Below are 23,466 nucleotides of genomic sequence, written 5' to 3' on the forward strand. Positions count from 1 at the left end.
GTTGACGTACTCCCGGTCAGGTCGTGGGGGTGAAAGTGGGCAGGGGTGATCAGCCCGACGACGTGAGCGGTGACGTCAGAGGGTGGGCTTGCTGGGGAGAGGTGTCAGGAAGTCGGTACGCCGAGGGCGGGGAGGACCACGGCGTCGAGGTACGAGTGAAGGAAGCCCTGGGTCGGCGGCAGGCCCTCGATGAGCCCGCGGACGACGAACCCGCCGGCCAGCATGTGCACCACGAAGTCCAGCGCCGGGCAGTCCGCCCGGATCTCGCCCCGGTCGACGGCGCGTTGCAGCAGGCTGCGGAACGCGGCCATCTCCGGTTCGATGAGCTGTTCCCGGAAGGCCTGTCTGAGGTCCGGATTGGTGTGCATGGCCATGGCCAGGGCCCGGATCAGCGCGGAGTTCTGCTCCATGACGCAGTCGTCCTCGCGGGTGACGAGGGCGTGCAGGTCGGTGCGGAGCGCTCCGGTGTCGATCGCGTCGAGCCGTGTCGGCTTGCCGTGCCGCATGGCCCCCACGACGAGCTCGGCCTTCCCGCCCCACTGGCGGTAGAGGGTGGCCTTGCTGGACCGCGTGCGGGTGGCGACGGCGTCCATGGTGAGGGAGTCGTAGCCGACCTCGCGGAGCAGGTCGAGCACGGCGGCGTACAGCTCCGCCTCGCGCTCGGGCGTGATACGGCTGCGGCGCCCGGTAGCGACCTCGGCCATGTCCTCCGCCTTCCCGCTGGGAACGACACCGTTTCGTACATGGAGAATGTAGCGCACCCGCCGAACGAAACGAAACCGTTTCGTACGTGTCCTGGGTCACGACTGTCGGTTCCGCATAAGTTGCTGCGGCCCATACCCGGGCAAAGCATGGGAACGTGAGTTATCTGCGCCTGCCGCACCTCAGCGGCGATCTGCTGTGCTTCGTGGCCGAGGACGACCTCTGGCTGGCGCCGCTCGACGGAGCGGGCCGCGCCTGGCGCCTCACGGTGGACCGCACCAAGGTCGGCCCACCCCGCTTCTCGCCCGACGGGCGGCACATCGCGTACACGAGCTGGCGCAGTCTGGTGCCCGAGATCCACCTGGTCGCGGTGGACGGCGGACCGGCCCGCCAGCTCACCTACTGGGGCAGCACCGACACCCGGGTGTGCGGGTGGGCGCCGCCGGACGAGCACGGCCGCACCGACATCCTCGCCGTCGCCTCCCACGGCGAGCCGTTCTCCTACTTCACCTGGGCCTACAAGGTCGGCACGGACGGCTCCCCCGGCCGCAAGCTGCCCTGGGGGCCGGTGTCCGACCTCCAGGTCGCCGACGTGGACGGCGGCCACAAGACCCTGCTGCTCACCGGCACGCCCCCGCACGAAGCGGCCTCCTGGAAGCGGTACCGGGGCGGTGCGACGGGCCGGCTGTGGCTGCACGGGCAGCGGCTGCTCGCCGGCATCGGCGGGCATCTGGCCTCCCCGATGTTCGTCGGCGGCCGGATCGCGTTCCTCTCCGACCACGAGGGCGTGGGCAACCTCTACTCCTGCGCGCCCGACGGCTCCGGCCTGCGCCGGCACACCGACCACGACGCCTTCTACGCCCGGCACGCCTCCAGCGACGGCACGCGGGTGGTGTACCAGTGCGCGGGCGACCTGTGGATGGTGGACGACCTGTCCGCGGACTCGGTCCCGCGTCGGCTGGAGGTGCGGACCAGCGGGCCACGGGCGGGCCGCCGCCGCTACCAGGTGCCGGCCGCCCAGCACGTCGACGGCATCTCCGTCGACGAGACGGGCCGGGCCAGCGCGGTCGTCGTACGCGGCTCCCTGCACTGGCTGACCCATCGCGACGGCCCCGCCCGCACCCTGATCGACACGCCCGGAGTGCGCATCCGGCTGCCGGAGATGCTCGGCGGGACGGGCCAGGTCGCCTACGTCACCGACGCGGACGGCGAGGACGCCGTCGAGATCACCCACCTCCCGCGCGCCACCGGCGCCCGCCCGCCCCGGCGCCTCGCCTCCGGCCGCCTCGGCCGCGTCCTGGAGATGGCCTCCGACCCCGCCGGCGACCGCCTGGCCCTCGCCTCCCACGACGGCCGCCTGCTCCTCCTCGACGTGAGCGACCTGAACGAGGAGGAGACGGCGAAGGAGGTGGCCGCGGTCACGGGACGGGGCGAGGAGCCGCCGGAAACGGCGGTGACCACGTCGTCCACCACGGCCACGCCCGAGGCCCGCACGGAGACGCCCGAGCGCGCGACGCCCGATACGGATGCGCAGAACAACCCACCCGCCACCGACCCGACTGACGGTCCCGTCGGGGCCGGTGCGGCGGACGGCCCGACGGCCACCGAAGCCACGGGCGACCCGCTCGGGACCGGAGCGACCGACGGTCCGCCCGGCACCGAGCCGACCGGCGGCACCGGCACGACGGACGGCCCAACTGCCACCACCGCGACGGGCGGCCCCCTCGGGGCCAGTGCGACCGATGGCCCGCTCAGCACCAGCGCGGCGGACGGCCCGACGGCCACCGACCCGACCGACGGCCCCCTCGGGGCCGGAGCGACCGACGGTCCGCACGGCACCAGCGCGGCAGATGGCCCGACGGCCACCGACCCGACCGACGGCCCCCTCGGGACCGGAGCGACCGACGGTCCGTCCGGCACCGGCACGGCGGACGACCCGACAGCCACCGAACCGACGGGTGGCCCCCTCGGGACCGGCCCGGCGGGTGGGGCCGCCGGCGCGGACGGCCGCGGGGGCGTCGGGGCCGGTGCGGCGGGCGAGACCGGGGCGTCCGGCGCCGTCGGTGCCGGTGACGGCTCCGGGGGGCGGCTCACCGAGTTGGTGCGTTCCGCGAACGGGCCCGTGCGGGATCTGGCGTTCTCGCCGGACGGGGCGTGGCTGACCTGGTCGCATCCGGGGGTCGGACGGTCCCTGCGGCAGATCAGGATGGCGCGGATCCAGGACCGCCTGATCGTCGACGTCACCAACGGCCGCTTCGAGGACGAGAACCCGGTGTTCACCCGGGACGGCCGATACCTGGCCTTCCTGTCCTGGCGCGGCTTCGACCCGGTGTACGACGTGCACACCGGGGACCTGTCCTTCCCGCTCGGCTGCAAGCCGTACCTCGTTCCGCTGTCCTCCGCGACCCCGTCCCCCTTCGCGCTGAACCCCGAGGGACGGCCGGCCGCCGGCGGTCTCGACCCCGTCGAGGACGAGGAGACGGGCGACTCCGGCGCGGTGACCGTGGAGGTCGAGGGCCTGGCGAACCGGGTCACCCCGTTCCCCGTCATCGCCTCCAAGTACTCGGCACTGCACCCGGTCGCCGGCGGCGGCCTCGTCTGGCTGCGCTGGCCCATCTCCGGCGCCCTGGGCGAGACCTTCGTCAACCCGGACGACACCACCGGCCGGCCGACCCTGGAGCACTTCAACATCAGCAGGGCCAAGAAGTACGAACTCGTCGGCCATCTCGACTTCCTCGCGGTCAGCGGCGACGGCACCCGCCTGGTCGTCGTCGACGAGGGCGACCTGCGCGCGGTGCCGTCCACGGAGATCGGCGACAGCGACACGACGACCTGGATCGACCTGCGCCGGATCCTGCACGTGGTCGACCCGGCCGCCGAGTGGCGCCAGTCGTACGAGGAGGCGGGCCGGCTGATCCGCGCCTACTTCTGGGAGCCGGACATGTGCGGCATCGACTGGGACGCGGTGCTCGCGCAGTACCGCCCGCTGGTCGAACGCGTCGCGTCCCCGGACGAGTTCGCCGACCTGCTGCGCGAGGTCCTGGGCGAACTGGGCACCTCCCACGCCTACGTCTCCCCCGCCCGCCGCAACGAGGGCCCCGCGCACTACCAGCGCCTGCAGGGCCTGCTCGGCGCCAACCTGGCGTACCGCGAAGGCCGTTGGGTGGTCCGGCGGATCCTGCCCGGCGACTCCTCCGATTCCAAGGCCCGCTCGCCGCTGGCCGGCGCGGGCATCCGCGAAGGCGCGGTCCTCACCCACGTCGACGGACGCCCGGTGGATCCGGTCACGGGCCCCTACCCGCTGCTCGCGGGGACGGGCGGCACGACGGTGGAGCTGACCTTCTCCCCCGCGGAGGGCCAGGGACCGCCGCGCCGGGTCGCCGTCGTGCCGCTGATCGACGAGCGCCCGCTGCGCTACCAGGACTGGGTGGCCAAACGCCGGGCCGTGGTCCGGGAGTTGAGCGGCGGCCGATGCGGCTACCTGCACATCCCCGACATGGGCGGCTCCGGCTGGGCACAGTTCAACCGGGACCTGCGCATGGAGGTGTCCCGGCCCGCGCTGATCGTCGACGTCCGCGGCAACGCGGGCGGGCACATCAGCGAGTTGGTCATCGAGAAGCTGACCCGCACCATCCTCGGCTGGGACCTGACGCGCAACGCCCAGCCCGTGTCGTACACCTCCGACGCGCCCCGCGGGCCGGTCGTGGCCCTCGCCGACGAGGCGACCTCGTCCGACGGCGACATGATCACGGCCGCCTTCAAGCTGCTCAAGCTGGGCCCCGTGGTGGGCCAGCGCACCTGGGGCGGAGTGGTCGGCATGACCGGCCGGCACCGCCTCGGCGACGGCACGGTGATCACGGTGCCGATGAACGCGGCCTGGTTCGACGCCTACGGCTGGTCCGTCGAGAACCACGGCGTCACCCCCGACGTGGAGAGCCTGCGCACTCCCCTGGACTGGGCCGAGGGCCGCCACGTCGAGATGGACGACGCGATCGAACTGGCCCTGGAACTCCTGGAGGCCAATCCGGCGGCGGTCCCGCCTGACTACCGCGACGTGCCCGACCGTTCACGGCCGAAGCTGCCTCCGCGCCGCTGAGCGCCGGGACTTGAGCGGCCGCTCCCGCAGGAACGTGGGGTGCCCCGGCATCCGGAACACCCCACGCCGTCACGCCTCACGCCGTCACGGCCGAAGCCGAGCCCGGCGACGACGCCGACTGCCGGCCGTGGCTAGCGGTCGTAGTCCTGGTTGAGACGGTCTTCCATCTCGTCAGGCCTGCCCTGGGCGTCGTGACGCCCGCGCTCACGCGGCTGGGTCGGGCGCTGCCCGGCCTTCTCGCGGCCCTCACCGGGGCGCTGACGGCCCCCCTGCTGCCGCTGCTGCTCGCCCGGGTCCTGGTGCTTGTCCTTCATACCCATGTTGTTCACTCCCGTGTGGTTGGGGGCCGATCCCCAAGTGGGCTGGGGGACCGGCCTCGACCAGATTCACACGGGCGGTGACCCTGCGCATGTCGATCAGTGACGTTGCGTAGCCGGTACGGACCGGTGCCGTTCGTCGGCCTCCCCACCCGCCCCGACCAGGCCGGTCCGCACCCCCGACAGCCGGTCGGCGAAGCGCCGCACCTCCCGCTGCCCCACGGTGCCCACCACACCCGGCAGCCACCCGCGCACGCCCTGCATCCCGCGCAGCCACCACTGCCCGTACACATGGGCCGCGCGCCGCTCGACCCCGGCCACGATCCGGTCCACCGCGGGGCCCAGCGGATACGTCCGGCTGGCCGGCCACGGCAGCCGTTGCCTCAACTCCCGCATGACGTCGTCCTGATCGGCCCCGCGCACCATGTCGGTGTCGGTCCACGACAGGTAGGCGACGCCCACCCGCACGCCCCGGTGGGCGACTTCGGCGCGCAGACTGTGCGCGTACGCCTCCACACCGGACTTGGAGGCGCAGTACGCCGTCATCATCGGCGCCGGGGTGATGGCGGCGAGCGAGGCGATCTGGAGCAGATAGCCGCGGCTCGCGGTGAGCGCCGGCAGGAACGCCCGTCCCGTGACGGCCGATCCGATGAGGTTGACCTCGATCACCCGCCGCCAGGACTCGGGATCGGAGTCGGCGAACGGACCGCCGCTCGCCACACCCGCGTTGGCGACCACGATGTCGACCCTGCCGAACCGCTCCTCGACCTCCGCCGCGACCCGGGCCATCGCCTCGTGGTCGGTGACGTCGGCATGCCAGTGGGCGCTCTCGCCGTGCAGCCGCCGGCCGACCTCCGCGAGCAGGTCCGGTTCCAGGCCGACCAGCGCGATCCTCGCGCCCCGCGCGGACAGTTTGCGGGCGAGCAGTTCACCGACGCCCCGCGCGGCCCCCGTGACGACCGCGACCTGCCCCTCCAGGCTCACCCTGCTCATGCGCCCTCCCTGATCCGTGCGACGCCGTGCTGCTCGTGTGCGCTTCCGTGCCCGGTGGCCCGACCGGGCTCGTGGCCCGTGGCCTGGCCGGGAACGTGGCCGGTGGCCTGCCCGGGCACGTGGCCCGTGGCCTGACCCGGCACGTGGCCGGTGGCCTGACCCGGCACGTGGCCGGTGGCCTGCCCGGTGACCTGGCCGGCCACGAACCGGGCGGCGAGTTCGCGGATCTTCCCGGTGACCGTCCCCGGGTCCTCCACCGGTGTCATGTGGCCGAGCCCCGGAAGCTCGGTCAGGCCCAGGCAGTCGGGCAGCGCGGCGGCCAGCGACCGCGCGTGCTCCGGCGGGGTCAGCCGGTCGGACGTGCCCGTGACGACCGCCACCGGCACCCTCAACTGCCTTACGTGGATGTCGAGATCGAGCCCGTCCAGCACCTGCGACCAGGCGTGGCGCGCCCGGCGCGGGCAGGCGTGCACGATCCGCGCGCACGCGTCGACCATGTGCGGCGCCGAACCGGGCCCCATCGTGGCGTACTTGAGGATCCGCCGGGCGAGCGGAGTGACCGGTCCGAGCGGCGCCCGGGAGCCGAGGACGCGCCGGGTCAGCCAGGTGCGCGGGCGGCCGGCCGGGATCGGTACGACGGTCGAGCGGGCCACCAGCCGTGAACTGCCCGTGCTGCACAGCAGTACGGCCGCCGTGTGTTCCCGGAAGCCGGCCCGGCCGGCCGCGGCCATCACCGTCATCCCGCCCATAGAGTGGCCCGCGATCACCGCCTTCTCACCGGGTGCGAGCGTCGCCGCGAGCACGGCCTCCAGGTCGTCGGCGAGCGCGTCGGTGCCGTAACCCCGGCTCGCCGGGCTGCGTCCGTGCCCGCGCTGGTCGTAGGCGATGACGCGGTGGTCGGCGGCCAGGTCCCGGATCTGCGCGGCCCAGAAGGCGGTCGAGCAGGTCCAGCCGTGGGCGAGGACGACGGCCGGGGCGCCGGGGTCGTCCACCGGCCCGTGCACCTCGACGTGCAGCCGGGCGCCGTCGGTGGAGACGGCGGTGAGTTCGCGGGCGGGGACGGGAGGGTCGTACGGATCGGGGGCGGGATCCTGGGCAGCGTGGATTTCCGGGCGGCCTGTGGCCGTCCGGCGGGCGGGACGGCTCACGCGTCCACCTCCACGGGCCGCCGTGCCGGGGCCCGCCCCGCCGTGCCCCGGGATCCGGGCGGCCGGAGGATCTGGTACTCCGCAAGGTCCACCCGCCGTGTGGCCTGCCGGAACTCGGTGGTCGTACCGGGCCAGACGGTGGTGTTGCGGCCGCCCGCGTCCAGGTACCAGCTGGTGCAGCCGCCGGTGTTCCACACCGTGCGCTTCATGCGCTCCTGCACCTTGCGGTTCCAGGCGTTCACGGCGCTGGGCCGGGCGTCGAGGGCGGCCCGGCCACCGAGGACGCACAGTTGGCGCAGGTAGTCGGCCAGGTAGTTCAACTGGGACTCGATCATCAGGATCATCGAGGAGTTCCCGAGGCCGGTGTTGGGCCCGATGATCGTCACCAGGTTGGGGAATCCGGCCGCGGACGCCCCGCGCAGCGCCGCCATGCCGTCCTTCCAGCTCTCGGCGAGCGTACGGCTGTCCGCGCCGACGATCCGCTCGGCGATCGGCATGTCGGTGACGTGGAAGCCGGTCCCGAAGACGATCGCGTCCACCTCGGCCTCGGTGCCGTCGGCGGCGACGGCGGTCGACCCGCGGACCTCGCTCAGTCCACTGGCGACGACGTCCACGTTGTCCTGCGCGAGGGCCGGATAGTACGTGCTGGACAGCAGTATCCGCTTGCAGCCGATGCGGTAGTCGGGGGTGAGCCTGGCCCGCAGGTCCGGGTCCTTGACGGCACGGGCCATGTTGGCCTTGGCCAGCCGCTCCACGAAACCGAGCTGGCCCGGGTGCCTGGTGAACGCCTGGACCTGCAACTCCCGTATGCCCCACAGCAGTCCGCGACGCAGTTGCGCGGTCAGCGGCAGCGCGCGGTGCATCCGGCGCTCGGCGCCGCTGATCTCGCGGTCGACGCGGGGCATCACCCACGGCGGGGTGCGCTGGAAGAGGGTGAGCCGGGCGGCCTCGGGCTGGACGGACGGCACGATCTGGATCGCGGACGCTCCGGTGCCGACCACGGCGATCCGCTTGCCCGTGAGGTCGTAACCGTGGTCCCAGCGGGCGGAGTGGAAGACCTTGCCGGGAAAGGAGTCGAGCCCGGGTATGTCCGGGATCCTCGGTTCGGACAGCGGCCCGGTCGCGCTGACCACGACGTCGGCCGACAGGTTCCCGCCGGTGGCCTCGATGTCCCAGCGCAGCCGCTCGCCGTCCCAGGTCATCCTCGTCACCTCGGAGTTGAGGCGCAGATGCGGGCGGAGGCCGAAGACGTCCGTGACGTGCTCCAGATAGGCGCGGATGTGCTCCTGCCCGGAAAAAGTGCGCGGCCAGTCGGGGTTGGGCGCGAACGAGAACGAGTACAGGTGCGAAGGCACGTCGCAGGCGCACCCCGGATAGCTGTTGTCACGCCAGGTGCCGCCGACACTGCCGGCCCGCTCCAGCACGACGAAGTCGGTGATCCCCTCCCGGCGCAGCCGCACGGCGGCGCCCAGTCCGCCGAAGCCGGACCCGATCACCGCGACCCGCACGTGCCGGTCCGTCCGCTTGTGCCGGTGCTCCTGCTCGTCCTCGTGCTCGGCCATTGAGCGCCCCTCCCATGACTCGCGTACAGCGACCCGCGTGCGGCCTTCAGCGACTCTGCCAGTGAACACTGGCGCAATGGGGAGCGTAGAGGAGGTCCGTACCGATCGGTAGGGGTGCGACCGAGGAAAAGTTACCGCCGGTACAACATAGGCTGCTGCCGTGGCAGGAGACGGTGGAGCAGGCGGCGGCCGACGCGAGTACCGCATGGAGGAGCTGGCCCGGCTGGCCGGCATCACCGTGCGCACCCTGCGCTTCTACCGCGAGCGCAAACTGATCCCGCCACCGCGCCGCGAGGGCCGTATCGCCTGGTACGACGACCACCATCTGGCCCGGCTGCGCACGATCTCGGCCCTGCTGGAGCGCGGCCACACGCTGAACGGCATCGCCGAACTGGCCGAGGCCTTCGACCACGGCCGCGACGTCGGCGACCTGCTGGGCCTCGGCGCCCCCACCGAGGAGACCCCGGTCCGCCTGACCCCCGAGGAACTCGCCGACCACTTCGCGGGCGAGGTCACCGCCGAGAACCTGGCCGCCGCCATGGAACTCGGCTACCTGGGCACCGACGGCGACGAACTCGTCCACATCAGCCGCCGTCTGCTGGACGTCTCCGCCGCCCTGGTCCGCGAGGGCATCCCGCTCGCCGAGGTCCTCGAGACAGGCCGCCGCGTCCGCGAACACGCCGACGCCCTCGCCGAACTCTTCACCGCCCTGATCCTGCGCCACGGCCCCGAGGACGACCTGACGCGACTGCGCCCACTGGCCAAGAGCGTGGTGGAGGCGGAAGTGTCGATGGCCCTGGACCGACGACTGCGCAAGCAGCCGTAGCGGAGCCCGGTGTCAAAGCACTAGAGGTCGTACACCACCGTCACCGGGGCGTGGTCCGACCAGCGCTCGGCGTGGGTGGCCGCCCGCTCGACGTATCCCTTGACGGCCTTGGCGGCGAGACCGGGCGTGGCCACGTGGAGGTCGATCCGCCACCCCGTGTCGTTGTCGAAGGCCCGCCCCCGGTAGGACCACCAGGTGTACGGCCCCTCACCGTCGGGGTGCAGTGCGCGCACGACGTCGACGTACCCGCCGGCCTCGGGCGCGAAGACCGTGCTCAGCCACTCCCGTTCCTCCGGGAGGAAGCCGGAGTTCTTGGTGTTGCCGCGCCAGTTCTTGAGGTCGGACTGCTGGTGGGCGATGTTCCAGTCGCCGCAGACGAGCACCTCGCGGCCGTCGGCGGCGGCCCGTTCGCGCAACTCCTTGAGATGGGCGAGGAACTCGTCCATGAAGCGGACCTTCTCGTCCTGCCGCTCGGTGCCGACCTCGCCGGACGGCAGATACAGGCTGACGACCGTGACACCGGGCAGGTCGGCCTCGACGTAGCGTCCGCTGCCGTCGAACTCGGCCGATCCGAAACCGATCCGGACCCGGTCGGGTTCGCGGCGGGTGTAGAGGGAGACTCCGGCCCGTCCCTTGGCGGCGGCCGGCGCGTGCACGACGTACCAGCCGTCCGGCGTGCGGACCGGCTCCGGCAACTGGTGCGGCTCGGCCCGTACCTCCTGGAGGCACAGCACGTCGGCCCCGGTCCCCGCGAGCCACTCCACGAAGCCCTTCTTGGCGGCGGCGCGCAGTCCATTCACATTGACGGAGGTCACAGTCAGCACCCGGGCACCTTACCGGCACACTGGACGAGGTCTTCCCGGAGACCTCCGCCTCCCTCCTCCGCCTGGACATACGGTTTCCCACATGAACATCCGCCCCGTGCCCTTCGACCACCCCGACGCCGTCAAGCTGAACGACGAGGTGCAGGCCGAGTACCACGTCCGCTACGGCGACGGCGGCGACGCCACCCCGCTCGACGCGGCCGACTTCCGGCCGCCGAAAGGCGTCTATCTGATCGCCTACGACGAGGACGGCACCCCCGTCGCCACGGGCGGCTGGCGCACCCAGGACAAGAACGCCGAGGGCAACGAGGACGGCGACGCCGAACTCAAGCGGATGTACGTGATCGAGTCGATGCGCGGCCGCGGCCTGGCCCGCCGCCTCCTCGCCGCCCTGGAGGCCGACGCCCGCGACGCCGGACGCCTGCGCATGGTCCTGGAGACCGGCGACCAACAGCCGGAGGCCGTCGCCCTGTACGGCTCCAGCGGCTACGAACCGTGCACGAAGTTCGGCTACTACCGCGCGTCCGAATCGAGCATCTGCCTGGCAAAGCCGCTCCGGCCCTGACCTGAGCCCGGGAGGGGACTCCGCACGCACGTCAAAGCCCCGGCCGGTTTCCCGCCCAGGGCTTTGATCCGTGTGGACCGGAGAAAACTCGAACCCGTGGCCCACGGTTCATCGCGGTTTCCCGCGGCGTCACTCTGACCGACCGTGCTCGTCGCCCGTCTCGGCACAGGTGCCGGCAGAGGCGCGGTGTGTGCGTGCACTCCGGTCAAGGAGCCGCACGACGGTCACACACCGCGCTCCGAAGGCGCTGACTACCTGCCGCCGTGGCCGCCGCCGTGGCCGCCGCCGTGACCGCCGCCGTAGCCGCCGTGACCGCCATAGCCGCCGCCGTGACCGCCGTAGCCGCCGTAGCCGCCGTAGCCGCCGTAGCCGCCATAGCCGCCGTAGCCGCCATAACCGCCGTAGCCGCCGCCTCGGCCGCCGTAGCCGCCGTAGCCGCCGTGACCGCCATGGCCGCCGCCTCGGCCGCCGTAGCCACCGTGACCGCCGCCACCGTGGCCGCCGCCGCCGTGGCCGCCGCCGCCGTGGCCGCCGCCACCGCCTCCGCCGCCGCCTCCGTGGTCAGCGTAGGAGCTCACCGATGCCGGAGCGTGAGTCGGAGCGGCAGATGCAGTCCCCGCCGCACCGATCGCGGCACCACCGGCCACGAGAACGCCTGCTGCGGTGACCGCAAAGAGGTGCTTCAGACGCTGTGCCTGCATGATCTGTGCCTTCCCTTTGATCGACTTGCGCGCTGTCGGACGCGCGATTGTCGGCCGCGGCCATAGGAGGATGCGCAACGTGATCTTGAATTCCCCCACATGTCTTGCGGGAAGAGCTTCCCTGCCCGGCTCCGTAGTCCCGTGGTGCGGGAGTTTCACGAATGCGCGGAGGCCGCGGTCTTCAAGGGTCAGCCGGAAGGCGTACTGCCGGGTTCCGGCTCCCACTCACCTACGCTAGTCGTCCTTCGAGCGATCGCATCTTGAGAGGACTGTCAACCGTTTGCCGCTTCGAGCGTGACAGATCCCGGTCGGCGTCGTAGACGCTCGATCGCATGCCGCTCACCTCTGCCCGGCCGGTCAACGCTCCGGCAGGAAGTCGGGGTTGGGATCACGCCTGGGCCCACAGACGCCGTAGGCGACACGTCAAAGCCCCGGTCGGTTTCCCGACCGGGGCTTTGAGCTGCGTGGACCTGAGGGGATTTGAACCCCTGGCCCCCTCGATGCGAACGAGGTGCGCTACCGGACTGCGCCACAGGCCCTTGCAACGAGTGAAACTCTAGCATCCTCGCCCGGGTGGTTGGTAATCCGTTGCCGGGCTGGTCAGGGGCGCAAGTCACTCGTTGGCCGCGCGAGGGCGGTCGCCCTCCTCGTACTGGTCGAAGAGCGGGGTGCGGCCGCGCTCGCGGGAGCGGCGGGCCGAGGCCGCGCGGCGGGCGTCGGTGCGGCCGTCGGCGGCGGGCCTGTCCTCGGTGTGCGGCTCGGGTTCGGGCGCGGCCGGGGCCGCCGCCTCCTGTTCCGGCACGGCGACCGAGGACCGCGCCGAGCTCCAGGCGTCCGGCGCTCCGAGATCCACGTCGGAGGTGGCGCGCGGGGCGACCGGGGCGGTGACGTAGGTGGGCAGCGGCACCGGCACCGGGTCCCAGCTGTCGCCCTGGCCGGGGCGGTGCTGGCGCTCGCGCTGCTGGTCGAGCCACTCGGCGTGGTCGGTCTGCTCGACCAGGGCCCGCCGGTCGGCGGCGAGGGCGGAGAGGTCGGGGTCCGTCTCCGGCTCGGGCCCCGCGTCGGGCTCGTCGGCGGCGGGGTCCAGGGGGGTGCGCCGACGCGGCTGGCGGCGGCTCTCGCGCAGCCGCTGGGCGGCGACCTCGGCGCGGCGGCGGTCCATCTGGTAGGCGAAGCGGCGCCGTTCCTGGGAGCGCAGATACGCGATGTACGCGCTGAGCAGCACGGCGGGCACTCCGGGTGCCCACAGGAAGGTGAGCCCGCCAACCGCGGCGACGATCGCGCCGAGGGTGAAGGCGAGGAAGAGGATGACGGTGGTGCGTCTGCGGCGCGCGAGGACCTTCGAGCGCCGGGCACGCGCCGCGGACACCTCCGGGCGCGGCGGGCGCCGAGTCGCGGGAACCCGGGGACGCGCCGCCGCCTCGGCGGGCGGACGCGCGGACACGTCGGCGGGCGGACGCGCCGGCCCCTCGACGGGCGGTGCCGCCGCCGGTGACGCGGCGCGGGCGGCCGGCTTGGCGGTCCGCTCGCGCTCGTCATGGCCGCGCGCCGGTTCCCGCTCGTCCCGTGCCGGCGGCCGCCGGCGCTCCGGCGAAGAACGGTCCGGGGGCATGGCGAAGGCCCGGACGTCCACCGAGTCGGTGGCTGCGCCCGGCTCCCCGTCGGCGGGCTCCCCCTCCTCGGCGGAGCGCGCCCTGAGGTCCTTGGCGTACCGGCGCTCCATCCCCGCCCGTCCGGACAGGAACCGGATGGCGGTGCTGAAGCGTTCCGTCGGACGGGCCTCGTTCAGCTCGTCCTGCCTACGGAGCCACATCGGCACCAAGTAGGCGGCCCAGGCCCCGACGATGACTGCGTAGATGAGGCCGCTGCTGCTCACGCCTCACACGGTAGAGGGGTTTGCGTGAGGCCATCTGCCAATTGCGCCGGTGTGTCGCACGATCTGGCTGATATTTCGAACTTTTTTTGCGATCGATGTGATCAGCAGGACGTCAAGGACGCGAATTCAATGTCCCCCGGACGATCGCGAGCGGGTCCGGTTCAGATCGCCGGCCGATCAATTTCGAACACTTATTCAATTTCCGGGTGAGGCGGGATTCCCCTTCGGCGCCCGCAGGGCACGGGTCCGGCGCCAGCGGTTCAGCAGTCCGTCGGGCACCTCCTCCGCGGTGAGCGCGAACACCATGTGATCGCGCCAGGCACCGTCGATGTGGAGATAACGAGGCCGCAGGCCCTCCTCGCGGAATCCGAGTTTCTCCGCCACGCGCCGGCTCGGCCCGTTCTCGGGCCGAATGCAGACCTCGATGCGGTGCAGCCCGACGGTGCGAAAACAGTGGTCCACGACCATCGCCACGGCCGTCGGCATCACCCCGCGGCCGGCCACCGACTCGTCGACCCAGTAGCCGACGTGGCCCGAGCACATCGAGCCCCAGGTGATCCCCGCGACCGTCAACTGCCCCACCAGGCGCCCCTGGTACTCGATGACGAACGGCAGCATCCGGCCCGCGTGCGCCTCCGACCTGAGGTGGCGCACCATCTGCCGGTAGGTCGGCCGGTGCGTGATGGGCCCGCTGGGCGTGGGCGGCGGAATCGTCGCCTCCCAGGGCCTGAGCCAGTCCCGGTTGCGCCGGTTCACCTCGCGCCAGGCCCGCTGGTCGCGCAGCTTTATCGGCCGGAGGACGACATCGCCCTCCGTGAGCACGACGGGCCAGGATGGGCTGTTCAGCGCGCACCCCCACGGCCGGCACCGGGTCTGGCGTGGTCGCCGCCGCGCAGCTGGTCCACGGCGTGCCTCAACAGCGGTTCCAGGACGGCCAGTCCGTCCTTCACCCCGCCCGTCGAGCCCGGCAGGTTGACGATCAGCGTTCCTCCGGCCACTCCGGCCAGCCCCCGGGACAGCGCCGCGGTCGGCACCTTGCGCATGCCGAACGCCCGGATGGCCTCCGCGATGCCCGGCACCTCGGTCTCGATCACCCGGCGGGTGGCCTCGGGCGTGCGGTCGGTGGGCGAGACGCCCGTGCCTCCGGTGGTGACGACGGCGTCGTACCCGGCCTCGACGGCGGCGCGCAGCGCTGCCTCCACCGGGTCTCCGTCCGGTACGACCCGCGGGCCGTCGACGGTGAAGCCGGCGCGCCGCAGGCCCGCGGCGACCAGCGGACCGCCCGTGTCCTCGTAGACCCCGGCGGCGGCCCGGTTGGAGGCCGTGACCACCAGGGCGCTGTACGGCGCGAGCGGCGTGCCCGAGGCCGATGCGTCCTGTGTCATGCCCGGCTCCAGTCGCCCGACTTGCCGCCCGTCTTCTCCTCCACCCGGACGTCCGTGATGACCGCTCCCTTGTCGACCGCCTTGACCATGTCGACCACGGTGAGCGCGGCGACGGACACCGCGGTGAGCGCCTCCATCTCGACGCCCGTGCGGTCCGTGGTCTTCACGGTGGCCTCGATCTCCACGGCGTCGTCCGCGACCGACAGCTCCAGTCTCACACCCGACACCGACAGCGGGTGGCACAGCGGGACGAGGTCCGGGGTGCGCTTGGCGCCCATGATCCCGGCGATCCGCGCGGTGGCGAGGGCGTCGCCCTTGGGCATCCCCTCGCCGCGCAGCAGCTCGACCACGCGGGGCGAGACGAGGACGCGGCCGCTGGCGCGGGCGGTGCGCGCGGTCACGTCCTTGCCGGAGACGTCGACCATGCGGGCCGCGCCCGCGTCGTCGATGTGCGTCAGCCGGTCCGGCGCTGGGGGTCCGGGGGTCTCCCCCCGGGAAGGCACAGTCATGATCGTGTGGGGCTCCCGGTCCGGGCCCGCCGCCGTGCGGCGCACGGGCCTGTTGTGCGCGACACGGTACCGCCACCCCGCACGGCTCAGCCGAGCAGGACCACCTCGACCTCGGTGCCGGGCTCGACGGACTCGGTGTCCTCGGGCACGACGATGAGCGCGTCGGCCAGCGCGAGGGCGGCGACCAGATGGGATCCGGCGCCTCCCACGGGCCTGACCTCGCCGTCCGTGTGCACTCCGCGCAGGAACTGCCTGCGTCCCTTCGGCGAGCTCAGCGCCCGGTCCGCGGCCAGCGTCGCGCGCACGGTCGGCCGGCGCACGTCCCGAAGACCCATCAGCGTGCGGATGGCGGGACGGACGAACAGCTCGAAGGACACGTACGACGACACCGGGTTGCCGGGCAGGGCCAGCAGCGGGACGTGGTCGGCGCCGACGGTCCCGAAGCCCTGCGGCTTGCCGGGCTGCATGGCGAGCTTGCGGAACTCCACTCCGCCGCCCGGCTCGTCCTCGTCGCCCACGTGGGACAGCGCCTCCTTGACCACGTCGTACGCCCCCACGCTCACCCCGCCGGTGGTGACCAGCAGATCGGCGCGGACGAGCTGGTCCTCGATGGTGGAGCGCAGGGTGTCGGCGTCGTCGGGCACGGCGCCCACCCGGTAGGCGATGGCGCCCGCGTCCCGGGCGGCCGCGGTCAGGGCGAAGCTGTTGGAGTCGTAGATCTGGCCGTCGCCGAGCTGCTCGTCGGGCTGGACGAGTTCGCTGCCGGTGGACATCACCACCACGCGCGGGCGCGGGCGCACCAGGACCGTGCCGAGGCCGATCGCGGCGAGCAGCGCGATCTGCGGCGGCCCGAGGACCGTCCCGGCCCGCAGGGCGTACTCCCCCGCCTCCACGTCGCTGCCCTTCGCGCGCACGTGGGCGCGTGCCTCGGCCGGCCGGTACACGCGTACGTGCCCGCCGTCGCCCTCGGGGGCGAGGCTGCGGGCGCGCATCGTGCTCACCGGGCCCTCGCCGAGCCCTCCGTCGGTCCACTCCACGGGGACGACCGCCTCGGCCCCGGGCGGCAGCGGCGCACCGGTCATGATCCGCGCCGCCTGTCCCGGCCCCACCCGGAGCAGGCCGACCGCGCCCGCCGCGACGTCCCCGACGACCTCCAGGGCGGCCGGGAACTCCTCGCTCGCGCCCGAGACGTCCGCGACCCGCACCGCGTAGCCGTCCATGGAGCTGTTGTCGAACGGCGGCAGGGAGAGCGGCACCGTCACGTCGTCGACCAGGACGCAGCCCTGGGCGTCGAGCAGCTGCAGCTCGATGGGTTCCAGGGGGCGGACGGTGGTGAGGATGTCCTCCAGGTGCTCGTCCACCGACCACAGGTGGTCCGGGCCGGCGGTGCGGGGCTCGGCGCTGCTCAACTCGTTACATCTCCTCGGCTACGTACCGCTGAAGCCAGGCCCTGAAGTCCGGGCCCAGGTCTTCACGTTCGCACGCGAGTCTGACAATGGCACGCAGATAGTCGCCGCGGTCACCGGTGTCGTAGCGGCGGCCCTTGAAGACGACGCCGTGCACCGGGCCGCCGGCCCGCTGCTCGTCGGTGGTCGCCGACGCGTACGCCTCGGCCAGGTGCTGGAGGGCGTCCGTGAGCTGGATCTCGCCACCGCGACCGGGCTCGGTCTTGCGGAGTATCTCGAAGATGTGCGGGTCGAGGACGTAACGGCCGATGATCGCGTAGTTGGAGGGGGCCTGCGCCACGTCCGGCTTCTCGACCAGACCGGTCACCTGGACGACGTCGCCGTCCCCGGTGGGCTCCACGGCGGCGCAGCCGTAGAGGTGGATCTGCTCGGGCGCGACCTCCATGAGGGCGATCACGCTGCCGCCGTAGGTCTCCTGGACCTCGATCATCCGCTGGAGCAGCGGGTCGCGGGGGTCGATCAGGTCGTCGCCGAGCAGGACGGCGAAGGGCTCGCTGCCCACGTGCGGGGCGGCGCAGAGCACGGCGTGGCCGAGGCCCCTGGGGTCGCCCTGGCGGACGTAGTGCATCGTCGCGAGGTCGCTGGACTCCTGCACCTTGGCGAGCCGCTCGCCGTCGCCCTTCTTCTCCAGGGCCGACTCCAGCTCGTAGTTGCGGTCGAAGTGGTCCTCCAGCGGCCGCTTGTTGCGGCCGGTCACCATGAGGACGTCGTCGAGGCCCGCGGAGACGGCCTCCTCGACCACATACTGGATCGCCGGCTTGTCGACGACCGGCAGCATCTCCTTGGGAGTCGCCTTGGTGGCCGGCAGGAACCGGGTGCCAAGACCTGCCGCGGGAATGACAGCCTTGCTGATCCTGGGGTGCGCCTGTGTCATGGCCGCAACCTTATCCGCTGCCTTTGCGCGGAATCTCCCTGTCCGGTTAATTGACTCTCATATGAACAGAGATGCCGGGTTGAGGAAGGGTACGGAAGGACAAGTGAGCCACTTCGGACACAGTGCGGAGCCTGCCAAGCGCACCTTGCGACGAGAAATCCTCACGGTGAGGAAGACATTGACCGTGGATGAAGTGCGGGAGGCGGCTCACGCGCTGGCGGCACGTGCCCTGGAACTGCCCGAGCTGACGCGGGCGCGCACGATCGCCGCGTACGTCTCCGTGGGCACCGAGCCGGGAACCCCTCCGCTGCTCGACGCGCTGCGCGCGCGGGGCGCGCGCGTGCTGCTGCCCGCCCTGCTGCACGACAACGACCTGGACTGGGGCGCGTACACCGGGGAGGGCTCCCTCGCGCGCGTGCAGCACGGCGGGCGGATGGCGCTGTTCGAGCCGGCCGGGGAGCGCCTCGGCCCGGACGCCGTGACGACCGCCGACGTGGTCCTGCTGCCCGGCCTCGCCGTCGACGCGCGCGGGATGCGCCTGGGACGCGGCGGAGGGTCCTACGACCGCGTCCTGGCCCGCCTGGAGGCGGCGCGGGCGCATCCCTCCCTCGTGGTCCTGCTGTACGACGCGGAGGTCGTGGAGCACATTCCCGAGGAGCCCCACGACCGTCCGGTGCAGGCCGTGGTGACACCGTCGGGCGTACGCCGCTTCACCTGACGCGCACGGCGCCCGGCCTCGGCCGGCACGGCTCCGGGGCTCGGCCCCGGCACGGCGAAGGCCCTCCACGCGTGCGCGTGGAGGGCCTTCGCCGCCGTGGTGGCCTCAGCGGGTCACGGCTTGAGCACCAGGGTGTCCTTCGTGCTCTTGCCGACCGCGTCCGGCGAGAAGGACCACGAGAGCAGCTCGCCCTTGGCCCACTTGCCCGTCTGGTCGGTGTAGTGGGCGCTGAAGGCGTGCCCGGAGGCCCCGGTGAGGTTGATCCACTTGGACTTGTCGAGGTCGCCGAGGTTGACCACCATCCGCATCGACGGCACCCACACCACGCCGTAGCCGCCGGCGGCGTTCCAGCCGGAGGCGTTGACCGCGGCCTCGCCGCCGCTCAGCTTCCAGGGTCCGCGGTTGAGGATGTACTGCAGGACGCCCGGCCCCTCGGTGCCCAGGGTCTGGTTCTTCAGGAACAGGCGGTGCAGCCGGCCCCAGCTCCAGGTGTCGATGTCCTTGCCGAGCTTGGCGGTCAGCTCCCAACGGGCGTCGATCATCGCGCGCTTGAACAGCTCGTCGCGGTTGTCCGCCTTGGGACGGGTGCCGGACGCCGGCGTCTTCCACCAGTCGCTGTCCGGCTTGTCGACGAGCGCCCGGACCACCTCGAACCAGCGGTCGCCACCGTCGGGCTGCGCCTGGTCGGCGTCACGCTGACCGCACTCGCGGACCTTCTGGTTCTCGTCGGCGGGGCCCGTGTTGCCGGCCGGCTCCACCCACAGGCACTGGCCCTTGACCCGCAGCTCCTTGGGCAGCTTGTTGCCGAAGGCCAGCTTGAGGACGTTGCGCCAGACGGCGTTGAAGTACGCGGCGGCGGCCGAGTCGGCGTCCTGCGTGCGGTCCCAGCCCTCCAGCAGCTTCTGCGCCTGGCGGACGTCCTTGTCGCCGATGTCGATGTTCAGCAGCTTGGGCACCAGCAGGTTGGCGATCGCGCTGCTGTTGTCCATCTGCATCTGGCGCATGTCGTCGGTGGAGATCTTGCCGCCGCCGTCGATCTTCTTCTGGATCAGGTCGGTGATCCGCCGGCTACGGGTGCCGTAGCCCCAGTCCGTGGTGAGCGTGTACGGGTAGGACGCCGGATCGACGACCGCCTGGTTGGCGGTGACGATGTAGCCGCGCTTGGGGTTGTACTCGTAGGGCAGTTCCTGCGGCTTGATGTAGCCGGTCCAGTCGTAGCCGGAGTCCCAGCCCGGCGCCGGGACGGAGCCGTCGTCGTTCTTCGCGCGCGTGGGGATGCGGCCGGGCAGCGTGTAGCCGATGTTGCCCTTGGTGTCGGCGTAGATCAGGTTCTGCGAGGGCACGTCGAACAGCTCCGCGGCCGACCGGAAGGAGTTCCAGTCCTTCGCGCCGTCCATGGCGAAGACGGCGTCCATGCTGGTGCCCGGCTCCAGCGCGGTCCACTTCAGGGCGATCGCGTAGCCGTCGCCGCGGTCGGGCGCCGCGGTGTTGACCGTGGCCTTCTTGCCGACCGTCATCAGTTCGCTGGAACGGTCGGACAGCAGGGGCATCCCGTCGTCGGTCTCGCGCACGACGATCGTCTTGGACGCGCCGCCGGCGACCTTGATGGTCTCCTGGCGGGTCTTGAACGGCACCGTCTTGTTGTCGCGCAGGTAGCCGTTGCCGCTGAGCTTCTCCAGGTACAGGTCCGTGACGTCGACACCGGAGTTGGTCATGCCCCAGGCGATGTCCTGGTTGTGGCCGATGATCACACCGGGCATGCCCGCGAAGGTGTAGCCGGTGACGTCGTACGGACACGCCTTGGAGAGTTCGCGGCAGTGCAGGCCCATCTGGTACCAGACCGAGGGCAGCGACGCGGACAGGTGCGGGTCGTTGGCGAGCAGCGGCTTGCCGGTGATCGTGTACCGGCCGGCGACGACCCAGGAGTTGGAGCCGATGCCGTTGCCGTTGACGCCGACGGCCGTCGGGAGGCCGTCCAGGACGTCGTGCAGGCCCATCAGCTGGCTCTGCACGTCGGAGGAGCCGCTCGCGCCGGTCCCGGTGCCGGCGCCGCCCGTGCCCGTCGCGTCCGTACCGGTCGCGGTGCCGGTGCCCGTGCCGGTACCGATGCCGGTGCCGGTGCCGGTGCCGGTGCCGGTGCCGGTGCCGGTGCCGGTCGAGGTTCCGGTGCCCGTGCCCGTCGTGTCGCCGCCCGCCTCGAACGCCTGGGTGAGCTCGTTGTACTGGCCCTCGCCGACGATCGGCTTGTTCCTGCTGTACGGGTAGTCCGGGTACAGGTCCTTGATCTGCTTGGGGCCGAGGCGGCTCGTCATCAGGGCCCGGTCGATCTCGTCCTGCATGTTGCCGCGCAGGTCCCAGGCCATCGCCTTCAGCCAGGCGAGCGAGTCGACGGGGGTCCACTGCCCGGGCTTGTAGTCGTTGGCGAAGCCCAGGGCCGCGTACTCCAGCGAGATGTCCTTGGCCGCCCGCCCCTTGAGGTAGGCGTTGACGCCCTCGGTGTACGCCTGGAGGTACTTCTTCGTGGAGGCCGACAGCGTCTTGTCGTACTCCTGCCGGGCGACCCGGTCCCAGCCCAGCGTGCGCAGGAACTCGTCGTTCTTGAGCTGCCCCTTGCCGAACATCTCCGACAGGCGCCCGGACGTCATGTGCCGGCGCACGTCCATCTCGTAGAACCGGTCCTGCGCCTGGACGAAGCCCTGCGCCATGAACAGGTCCTCCGCTCCGGAGGCGTAGACCTGCGGGATGCCGTAGCCGTCCCGTCTGACGTCCACGGGACCCGAGAGGCCCTGCAGCGTGATGGTGCCCTTGGTCTGCGGGAAGGAGGCGCGCACGGTACTGACGGACCAGTAGGCGCCGTAGGCGGTGCCGCCGATGAGAGCCATCACCAGGACAAGCACGGCCAAGCGGGCTTTTCGCCCCTTCTTCCTGCCGGACTTGCCGGCCTTGTCACCCGTTGAGGCGGTGGTGTTCGGGGGCATCGCTGTCCTTGCTGTCCTAACGCGAGCGGCAGGTCGGGCTGTGACTTCGAATGAACGCTGGAGCAACCATAGGCGCAGGGCCCGGTAGCACTTGACGCGGAGTCGGGTCCGGCGCTGGTCGGGCATCCCCATTTCGTCACGGACCGCGTCAAGAAAGCGTCAAGAGTTAGGTAAGGTAACGAAGTAAACCGGGAACTCGCGGAAGGAACCGCTGCTGACTGTTCACCACCTCAACCAGCTCCTGCTCGCCAGCTCGGTCGTCCTGCTCGTCGCGGTCGCCGCGGTCCGGGTCTCCTCGCGCAGCGGGCTCCCCAGCCTGCTCGTCTACCTGGGGATCGGCGTCGTCATGGGCTCGGACGGACTCGGCGGCGTCCGCTTCACCAACGCCGAACTGACCCAGGTCATCGGCTACGCGGCCCTCGTCGTGATCCTCGCCGAGGGCGGGCTCGGCACGAAGTGGAAGGAGATCAAGCCGGTCCTTCCGGCCGCGACGACCCTCGCGGTGGTCGGTGTCGCCGTGAGCGTCGGCGTCACCGCGGCCGCCGCCCACTACCTGAGCGGTCTGGGATGGCGCCAGTCGCTCATCATCGGCGCGGTGGTGTCCTCCACGGACGCGGCGGCCGTCTTCTCCGTGCTGCGCAAGATCCCCCTTCCCGCGCGCGTGAAGGGCACGCTGGAGGCCGAGTCCGGCTTCAACGACGCCCCGGTGGTCATCCTGGTCGTCGCCTTCTCCACCGCGGGACCGATCGAGCACTGGTACGTCCTGGTGGGCGAGATAGCCCTGGAGCTGGCGATCGGCGCGGCCGTCGGCCTTGCGGTGGGCTGGCTCGGTTCCTGGGGGCTGCGGCACGTGGCGCTGCCCGCCTCCGGCCTCTACCCGATCGCCGTCATGGCCATCGCGGTCACGGCGTACGCCGCGGGCGCGCTGGCCCACGGCAGCGGCTTCCTCGCCGTCTACCTGGCGTCGATGCTGCTCGGCAACGCCAAGCTGCCGCACTGGCCCGCCACCCGCGGCTTCGCCGAGGGACTCGGCTGGATCGCCCAGATCGGCATGTTCGTCATGCTCGGCCTGCTGGTCACCCCGCACGAGCTGCTCGACGACGCCCTGCCCGCCCTCGTCATCGGTCTGGTGCTGACCATGGTCGCGCGCCCGCTGGGCGTGGTGGCGAGCCTGCTGCCGTTCCGAGTGCCGTGGCAGGAGCAGACCCTGATGTCCTGGGCCGGACTGCGCGGCGCCGTGCCCGTCATCCTGGCGACGATCCCCATGGTGAACGGGGTCGACGCCACCCACCGCATCTTCAACATCGTCTTCGTCCTGGTCGTCGTCTACACCCTGGTGCAGGGGCCGACCCTGCCCTGGCTCGCCCGCAAGCTGCGGCTGGGCTCCGGCGAGGAGGCCGCCGACCTCGGCATCGAGTCGGCGCCCCTTGAGCGGCTGCGCGGCCATCTGCTGTCCGTCGCCATCCCCGACGGGTCGCGGATGCACGGCGTGGAGATCAGCGAGCTGCGGCTGCCGTCCGGGTCCGCGGTCACCCTGGTCGTCCGCGAGGGCAAGTCGTTCGTACCGCTGCCGGCCACCACTCTGCGCCGCGGTGACGAACTTCTCGTGGTCGCCACCGACCCGGTCCGGGAGGCGGCCGAACAGCGGCTGCGCGCGGTCGGCCGGGGCGGCAAGCTGGCCGGATGGCTGGGCGCCGGCGGCGCGGAGGCGGGCAACCGAGGATGAGGGGCGTTTCCCGCGCCCCTGTACGATGAGGGAGCACCCCTGATCGAACCAACTCTGCCTGACGCAGAGCTGGCGCGACCGTATGGCGGCCAGGCATCCCCCCACAGCGGGCGCCGGCATCTACCGCAGTCCGCGCAAGAGGACAGCTCTCGGCCGCGCCCGTACGCCCGGGCCCGCGCTACCAGGCGGCGGAAAGGCAC

At 72.2% G+C, this 23,466-nt stretch carries 19 protein-coding genes and 1 tRNA gene; 5 read left to right on the forward strand and 15 right to left on the reverse strand.

Features of this window, described 5'->3' with window-relative positions; translation table 11 throughout:
* Positions 1–104: 104 nt before the first annotated feature.
* A complete protein-coding gene (locus tag ACIP4X_RS04320) occupies positions 105–704 on the reverse strand; it encodes a TetR/AcrR family transcriptional regulator (protein ID WP_358736219.1) in 600 nt (199 codons plus the stop codon).
* A 155-nt stretch (positions 705–859) separates the two neighbouring features.
* On the opposite strand from ACIP4X_RS04320, the gene ACIP4X_RS04325 reads away from it, so the two are divergent.
* Entirely contained in the window at positions 860–4,798 is a 3,939-nt protein-coding gene (locus ACIP4X_RS04325; protein WP_401346562.1) for a S41 family peptidase, read from the forward strand.
* A 131-nt stretch (positions 4,799–4,929) separates the two neighbouring features.
* Here ACIP4X_RS04325 and ACIP4X_RS04330 read toward each other — a convergent pair whose 3' ends face one another.
* The 4 genes from ACIP4X_RS04330 to ACIP4X_RS04345 all read right to left on the reverse strand — a co-directional run bounded on the left by ACIP4X_RS04330 (position 4,930) and on the right by ACIP4X_RS04345 (position 8,818).
* Complete coding sequence (locus ACIP4X_RS04330) at positions 4,930–5,118, reverse strand: hypothetical protein (protein WP_358736223.1); 189 nt, start codon at positions 5,116–5,118, stop codon at positions 4,930–4,932.
* Positions 5,119–5,214: 96 nt separating this feature from the next.
* The gene (locus tag ACIP4X_RS04335; protein WP_401346565.1) at positions 5,215–6,108 is read right to left on the reverse strand and encodes an SDR family oxidoreductase; all 894 of its coding nucleotides are present in this window, start codon (positions 6,106–6,108) and stop codon (positions 5,215–5,217) included.
* Positions 6,105–7,214 (reverse strand): alpha/beta hydrolase, encoded by a 1,110-nt coding sequence (locus ACIP4X_RS04340; RefSeq protein WP_358736305.1) that lies wholly within the window; start codon positions 7,212–7,214, stop codon positions 6,105–6,107. Before ACIP4X_RS04340 ends, ACIP4X_RS04335 begins: the two co-directional genes overlap by 4 nt.
* 38 nt (positions 7,215–7,252) lie before the next feature.
* Positions 7,253–8,818, reverse strand: a complete 1,566-nt coding sequence (locus tag ACIP4X_RS04345; RefSeq protein ID WP_358736227.1) for an NAD(P)/FAD-dependent oxidoreductase — start codon at positions 8,816–8,818, stop codon at positions 7,253–7,255.
* A 205-nt stretch (positions 8,819–9,023) separates the two neighbouring features.
* Here ACIP4X_RS04345 and ACIP4X_RS04350 point away from each other — a divergent pair, with 205 nt between their 5' ends.
* Positions 9,024–9,644 (forward strand): MerR family transcriptional regulator, encoded by a 621-nt coding sequence (locus ACIP4X_RS04350; RefSeq protein WP_358736307.1) that lies wholly within the window; start codon positions 9,024–9,026, stop codon positions 9,642–9,644.
* A gap of 20 nt (positions 9,645–9,664) precedes the next feature.
* Here ACIP4X_RS04350 and ACIP4X_RS04355 read toward each other — a convergent pair whose 3' ends face one another.
* Positions 9,665–10,468, reverse strand: a complete 804-nt coding sequence (locus tag ACIP4X_RS04355) for an exodeoxyribonuclease III (protein WP_401346568.1) — start codon at positions 10,466–10,468, stop codon at positions 9,665–9,667.
* Between the two features lie 82 nt (positions 10,469–10,550).
* On the opposite strand from ACIP4X_RS04355, the gene ACIP4X_RS04360 reads away from it, so the two are divergent.
* Positions 10,551–11,033: a GNAT family N-acetyltransferase gene (locus ACIP4X_RS04360; protein ID WP_358736231.1), complete on the forward strand. Its 483-nt coding sequence runs from the start codon at positions 10,551–10,553 to the stop codon at positions 11,031–11,033.
* 251 nt (positions 11,034–11,284) lie between these two features.
* Here the strand turns inward: ACIP4X_RS04360 and ACIP4X_RS04365 are convergent, their stop codons facing one another.
* The 8 genes from ACIP4X_RS04365 to galU form a co-directional block, all read right to left on the reverse strand.
* Positions 11,285–11,611, reverse strand: coding sequence for a hypothetical protein (locus ACIP4X_RS04365; RefSeq protein ID WP_391454002.1), 327 nt, complete (start codon positions 11,609–11,611; stop codon positions 11,285–11,287).
* Between the two features lie 588 nt (positions 11,612–12,199).
* A tRNA-Ala gene (locus ACIP4X_RS04370) sits at positions 12,200–12,273 on the reverse strand.
* Positions 12,274–12,347: 74 nt separating this feature from the next.
* The gene (glpR, locus tag ACIP4X_RS04375) at positions 12,348–13,610 is read right to left on the reverse strand and encodes a gephyrin-like molybdotransferase receptor GlpR (protein WP_401346572.1); all 1,263 of its coding nucleotides are present in this window, start codon (positions 13,608–13,610) and stop codon (positions 12,348–12,350) included.
* A 195-nt stretch (positions 13,611–13,805) separates the two neighbouring features.
* On the reverse strand, positions 13,806–14,432 hold the full coding sequence (locus tag ACIP4X_RS04380; RefSeq protein WP_358736237.1) for a GNAT family protein: 627 nt from the start codon (positions 14,430–14,432) through the stop codon (positions 13,806–13,808).
* A gap of 20 nt (positions 14,433–14,452) precedes the next feature.
* Entirely contained in the window at positions 14,453–14,995 is a 543-nt protein-coding gene (locus tag ACIP4X_RS04385) for a MogA/MoaB family molybdenum cofactor biosynthesis protein (protein ID WP_358736239.1), read from the reverse strand.
* Positions 14,992–15,504 carry a cyclic pyranopterin monophosphate synthase MoaC gene (moaC, locus tag ACIP4X_RS04390; protein ID WP_358736241.1) on the reverse strand — a complete coding sequence of 171 codons (513 nt, stop codon included), beginning with the start codon at positions 15,502–15,504 and terminating at the stop codon, positions 14,992–14,994. Before moaC ends, ACIP4X_RS04385 begins: the two co-directional genes overlap by 4 nt.
* An 86-nt stretch (positions 15,505–15,590) precedes the next feature.
* The gene (glp, locus tag ACIP4X_RS04395) at positions 15,591–16,913 is read right to left on the reverse strand and encodes a gephyrin-like molybdotransferase Glp (protein WP_358736243.1); all 1,323 of its coding nucleotides are present in this window, start codon (positions 16,911–16,913) and stop codon (positions 15,591–15,593) included.
* A gap of 4 nt (positions 16,914–16,917) precedes the next feature.
* Positions 16,918–17,844 carry a UTP--glucose-1-phosphate uridylyltransferase GalU gene (gene galU / locus ACIP4X_RS04400; RefSeq protein ID WP_358736245.1) on the reverse strand — a complete coding sequence of 309 codons (927 nt, stop codon included), beginning with the start codon at positions 17,842–17,844 and terminating at the stop codon, positions 16,918–16,920.
* A gap of 103 nt (positions 17,845–17,947) precedes the next feature.
* Here galU and ACIP4X_RS04405 point away from each other — a divergent pair, with 103 nt between their 5' ends.
* Positions 17,948–18,562, forward strand: a complete 615-nt coding sequence (locus tag ACIP4X_RS04405; protein WP_391454006.1) for a 5-formyltetrahydrofolate cyclo-ligase — start codon at positions 17,948–17,950, stop codon at positions 18,560–18,562.
* A gap of 113 nt (positions 18,563–18,675) precedes the next feature.
* Here the strand turns inward: ACIP4X_RS04405 and ACIP4X_RS04410 are convergent, their stop codons facing one another.
* Entirely contained in the window at positions 18,676–21,540 is a 2,865-nt protein-coding gene (locus ACIP4X_RS04410) for a penicillin acylase family protein (protein WP_401346579.1), read from the reverse strand.
* A gap of 214 nt (positions 21,541–21,754) precedes the next feature.
* On the opposite strand from ACIP4X_RS04410, the gene ACIP4X_RS04415 reads away from it, so the two are divergent.
* Positions 21,755–23,266: a potassium/proton antiporter gene (locus ACIP4X_RS04415; protein WP_358736308.1), complete on the forward strand. Its 1,512-nt coding sequence runs from the start codon at positions 21,755–21,757 to the stop codon at positions 23,264–23,266.
* Positions 23,267–23,466: the final 200 nt, after the last annotated feature.

The sequence above is a fragment of the Streptomyces sp. NPDC088817 genome (assembly GCF_044750345.1).
Taxonomy (GTDB): domain Bacteria; phylum Actinomycetota; class Actinomycetes; order Streptomycetales; family Streptomycetaceae; genus Streptomyces.

Excerpts from the sequence above, each read along its gene's own strand:
- ACIP4X_RS04320 (WP_358736219.1), bottom strand. The coding sequence starts at position 704 with ATGGCCGAGGTCGCTACCGGGCGCCGCAGCCGTATCACGCCCGAGCGC.
- ACIP4X_RS04330 (WP_358736223.1), bottom strand. The coding sequence starts at position 5,118 with ATGGGTATGAAGGACAAGCACCAGGACCCGGGCGAGCAGCAGCGGCAG.
- ACIP4X_RS04335 (WP_401346565.1), bottom strand. The coding sequence starts at position 6,108 with ATGAGCAGGGTGAGCCTGGAGGGGCAGGTCGCGGTCGTCACGGGGGCC.
- ACIP4X_RS04345 (WP_358736227.1), bottom strand. The coding sequence starts at position 8,818 with ATGGCCGAGCACGAGGACGAGCAGGAGCACCGGCACAAGCGGACGGAC.
- ACIP4X_RS04350 (WP_358736307.1), top strand. The coding sequence starts at position 9,024 with ATGGAGGAGCTGGCCCGGCTGGCCGGCATCACCGTGCGCACCCTGCGC.
- ACIP4X_RS04360 (WP_358736231.1), top strand. The coding sequence starts at position 10,551 with ATGAACATCCGCCCCGTGCCCTTCGACCACCCCGACGCCGTCAAGCTG.
- ACIP4X_RS04385 (WP_358736239.1), bottom strand. The coding sequence starts at position 14,995 with ATGACACAGGACGCATCGGCCTCGGGCACGCCGCTCGCGCCGTACAGC.
- moaC (WP_358736241.1), bottom strand. The coding sequence starts at position 15,504 with ATGACTGTGCCTTCCCGGGGGGAGACCCCCGGACCCCCAGCGCCGGAC.
- galU (WP_358736245.1), bottom strand. The coding sequence starts at position 17,844 with ATGACACAGGCGCACCCCAGGATCAGCAAGGCTGTCATTCCCGCGGCA.
- ACIP4X_RS04410 (WP_401346579.1), bottom strand. The coding sequence starts at position 21,540 with ATGCCCCCGAACACCACCGCCTCAACGGGTGACAAGGCCGGCAAGTCC.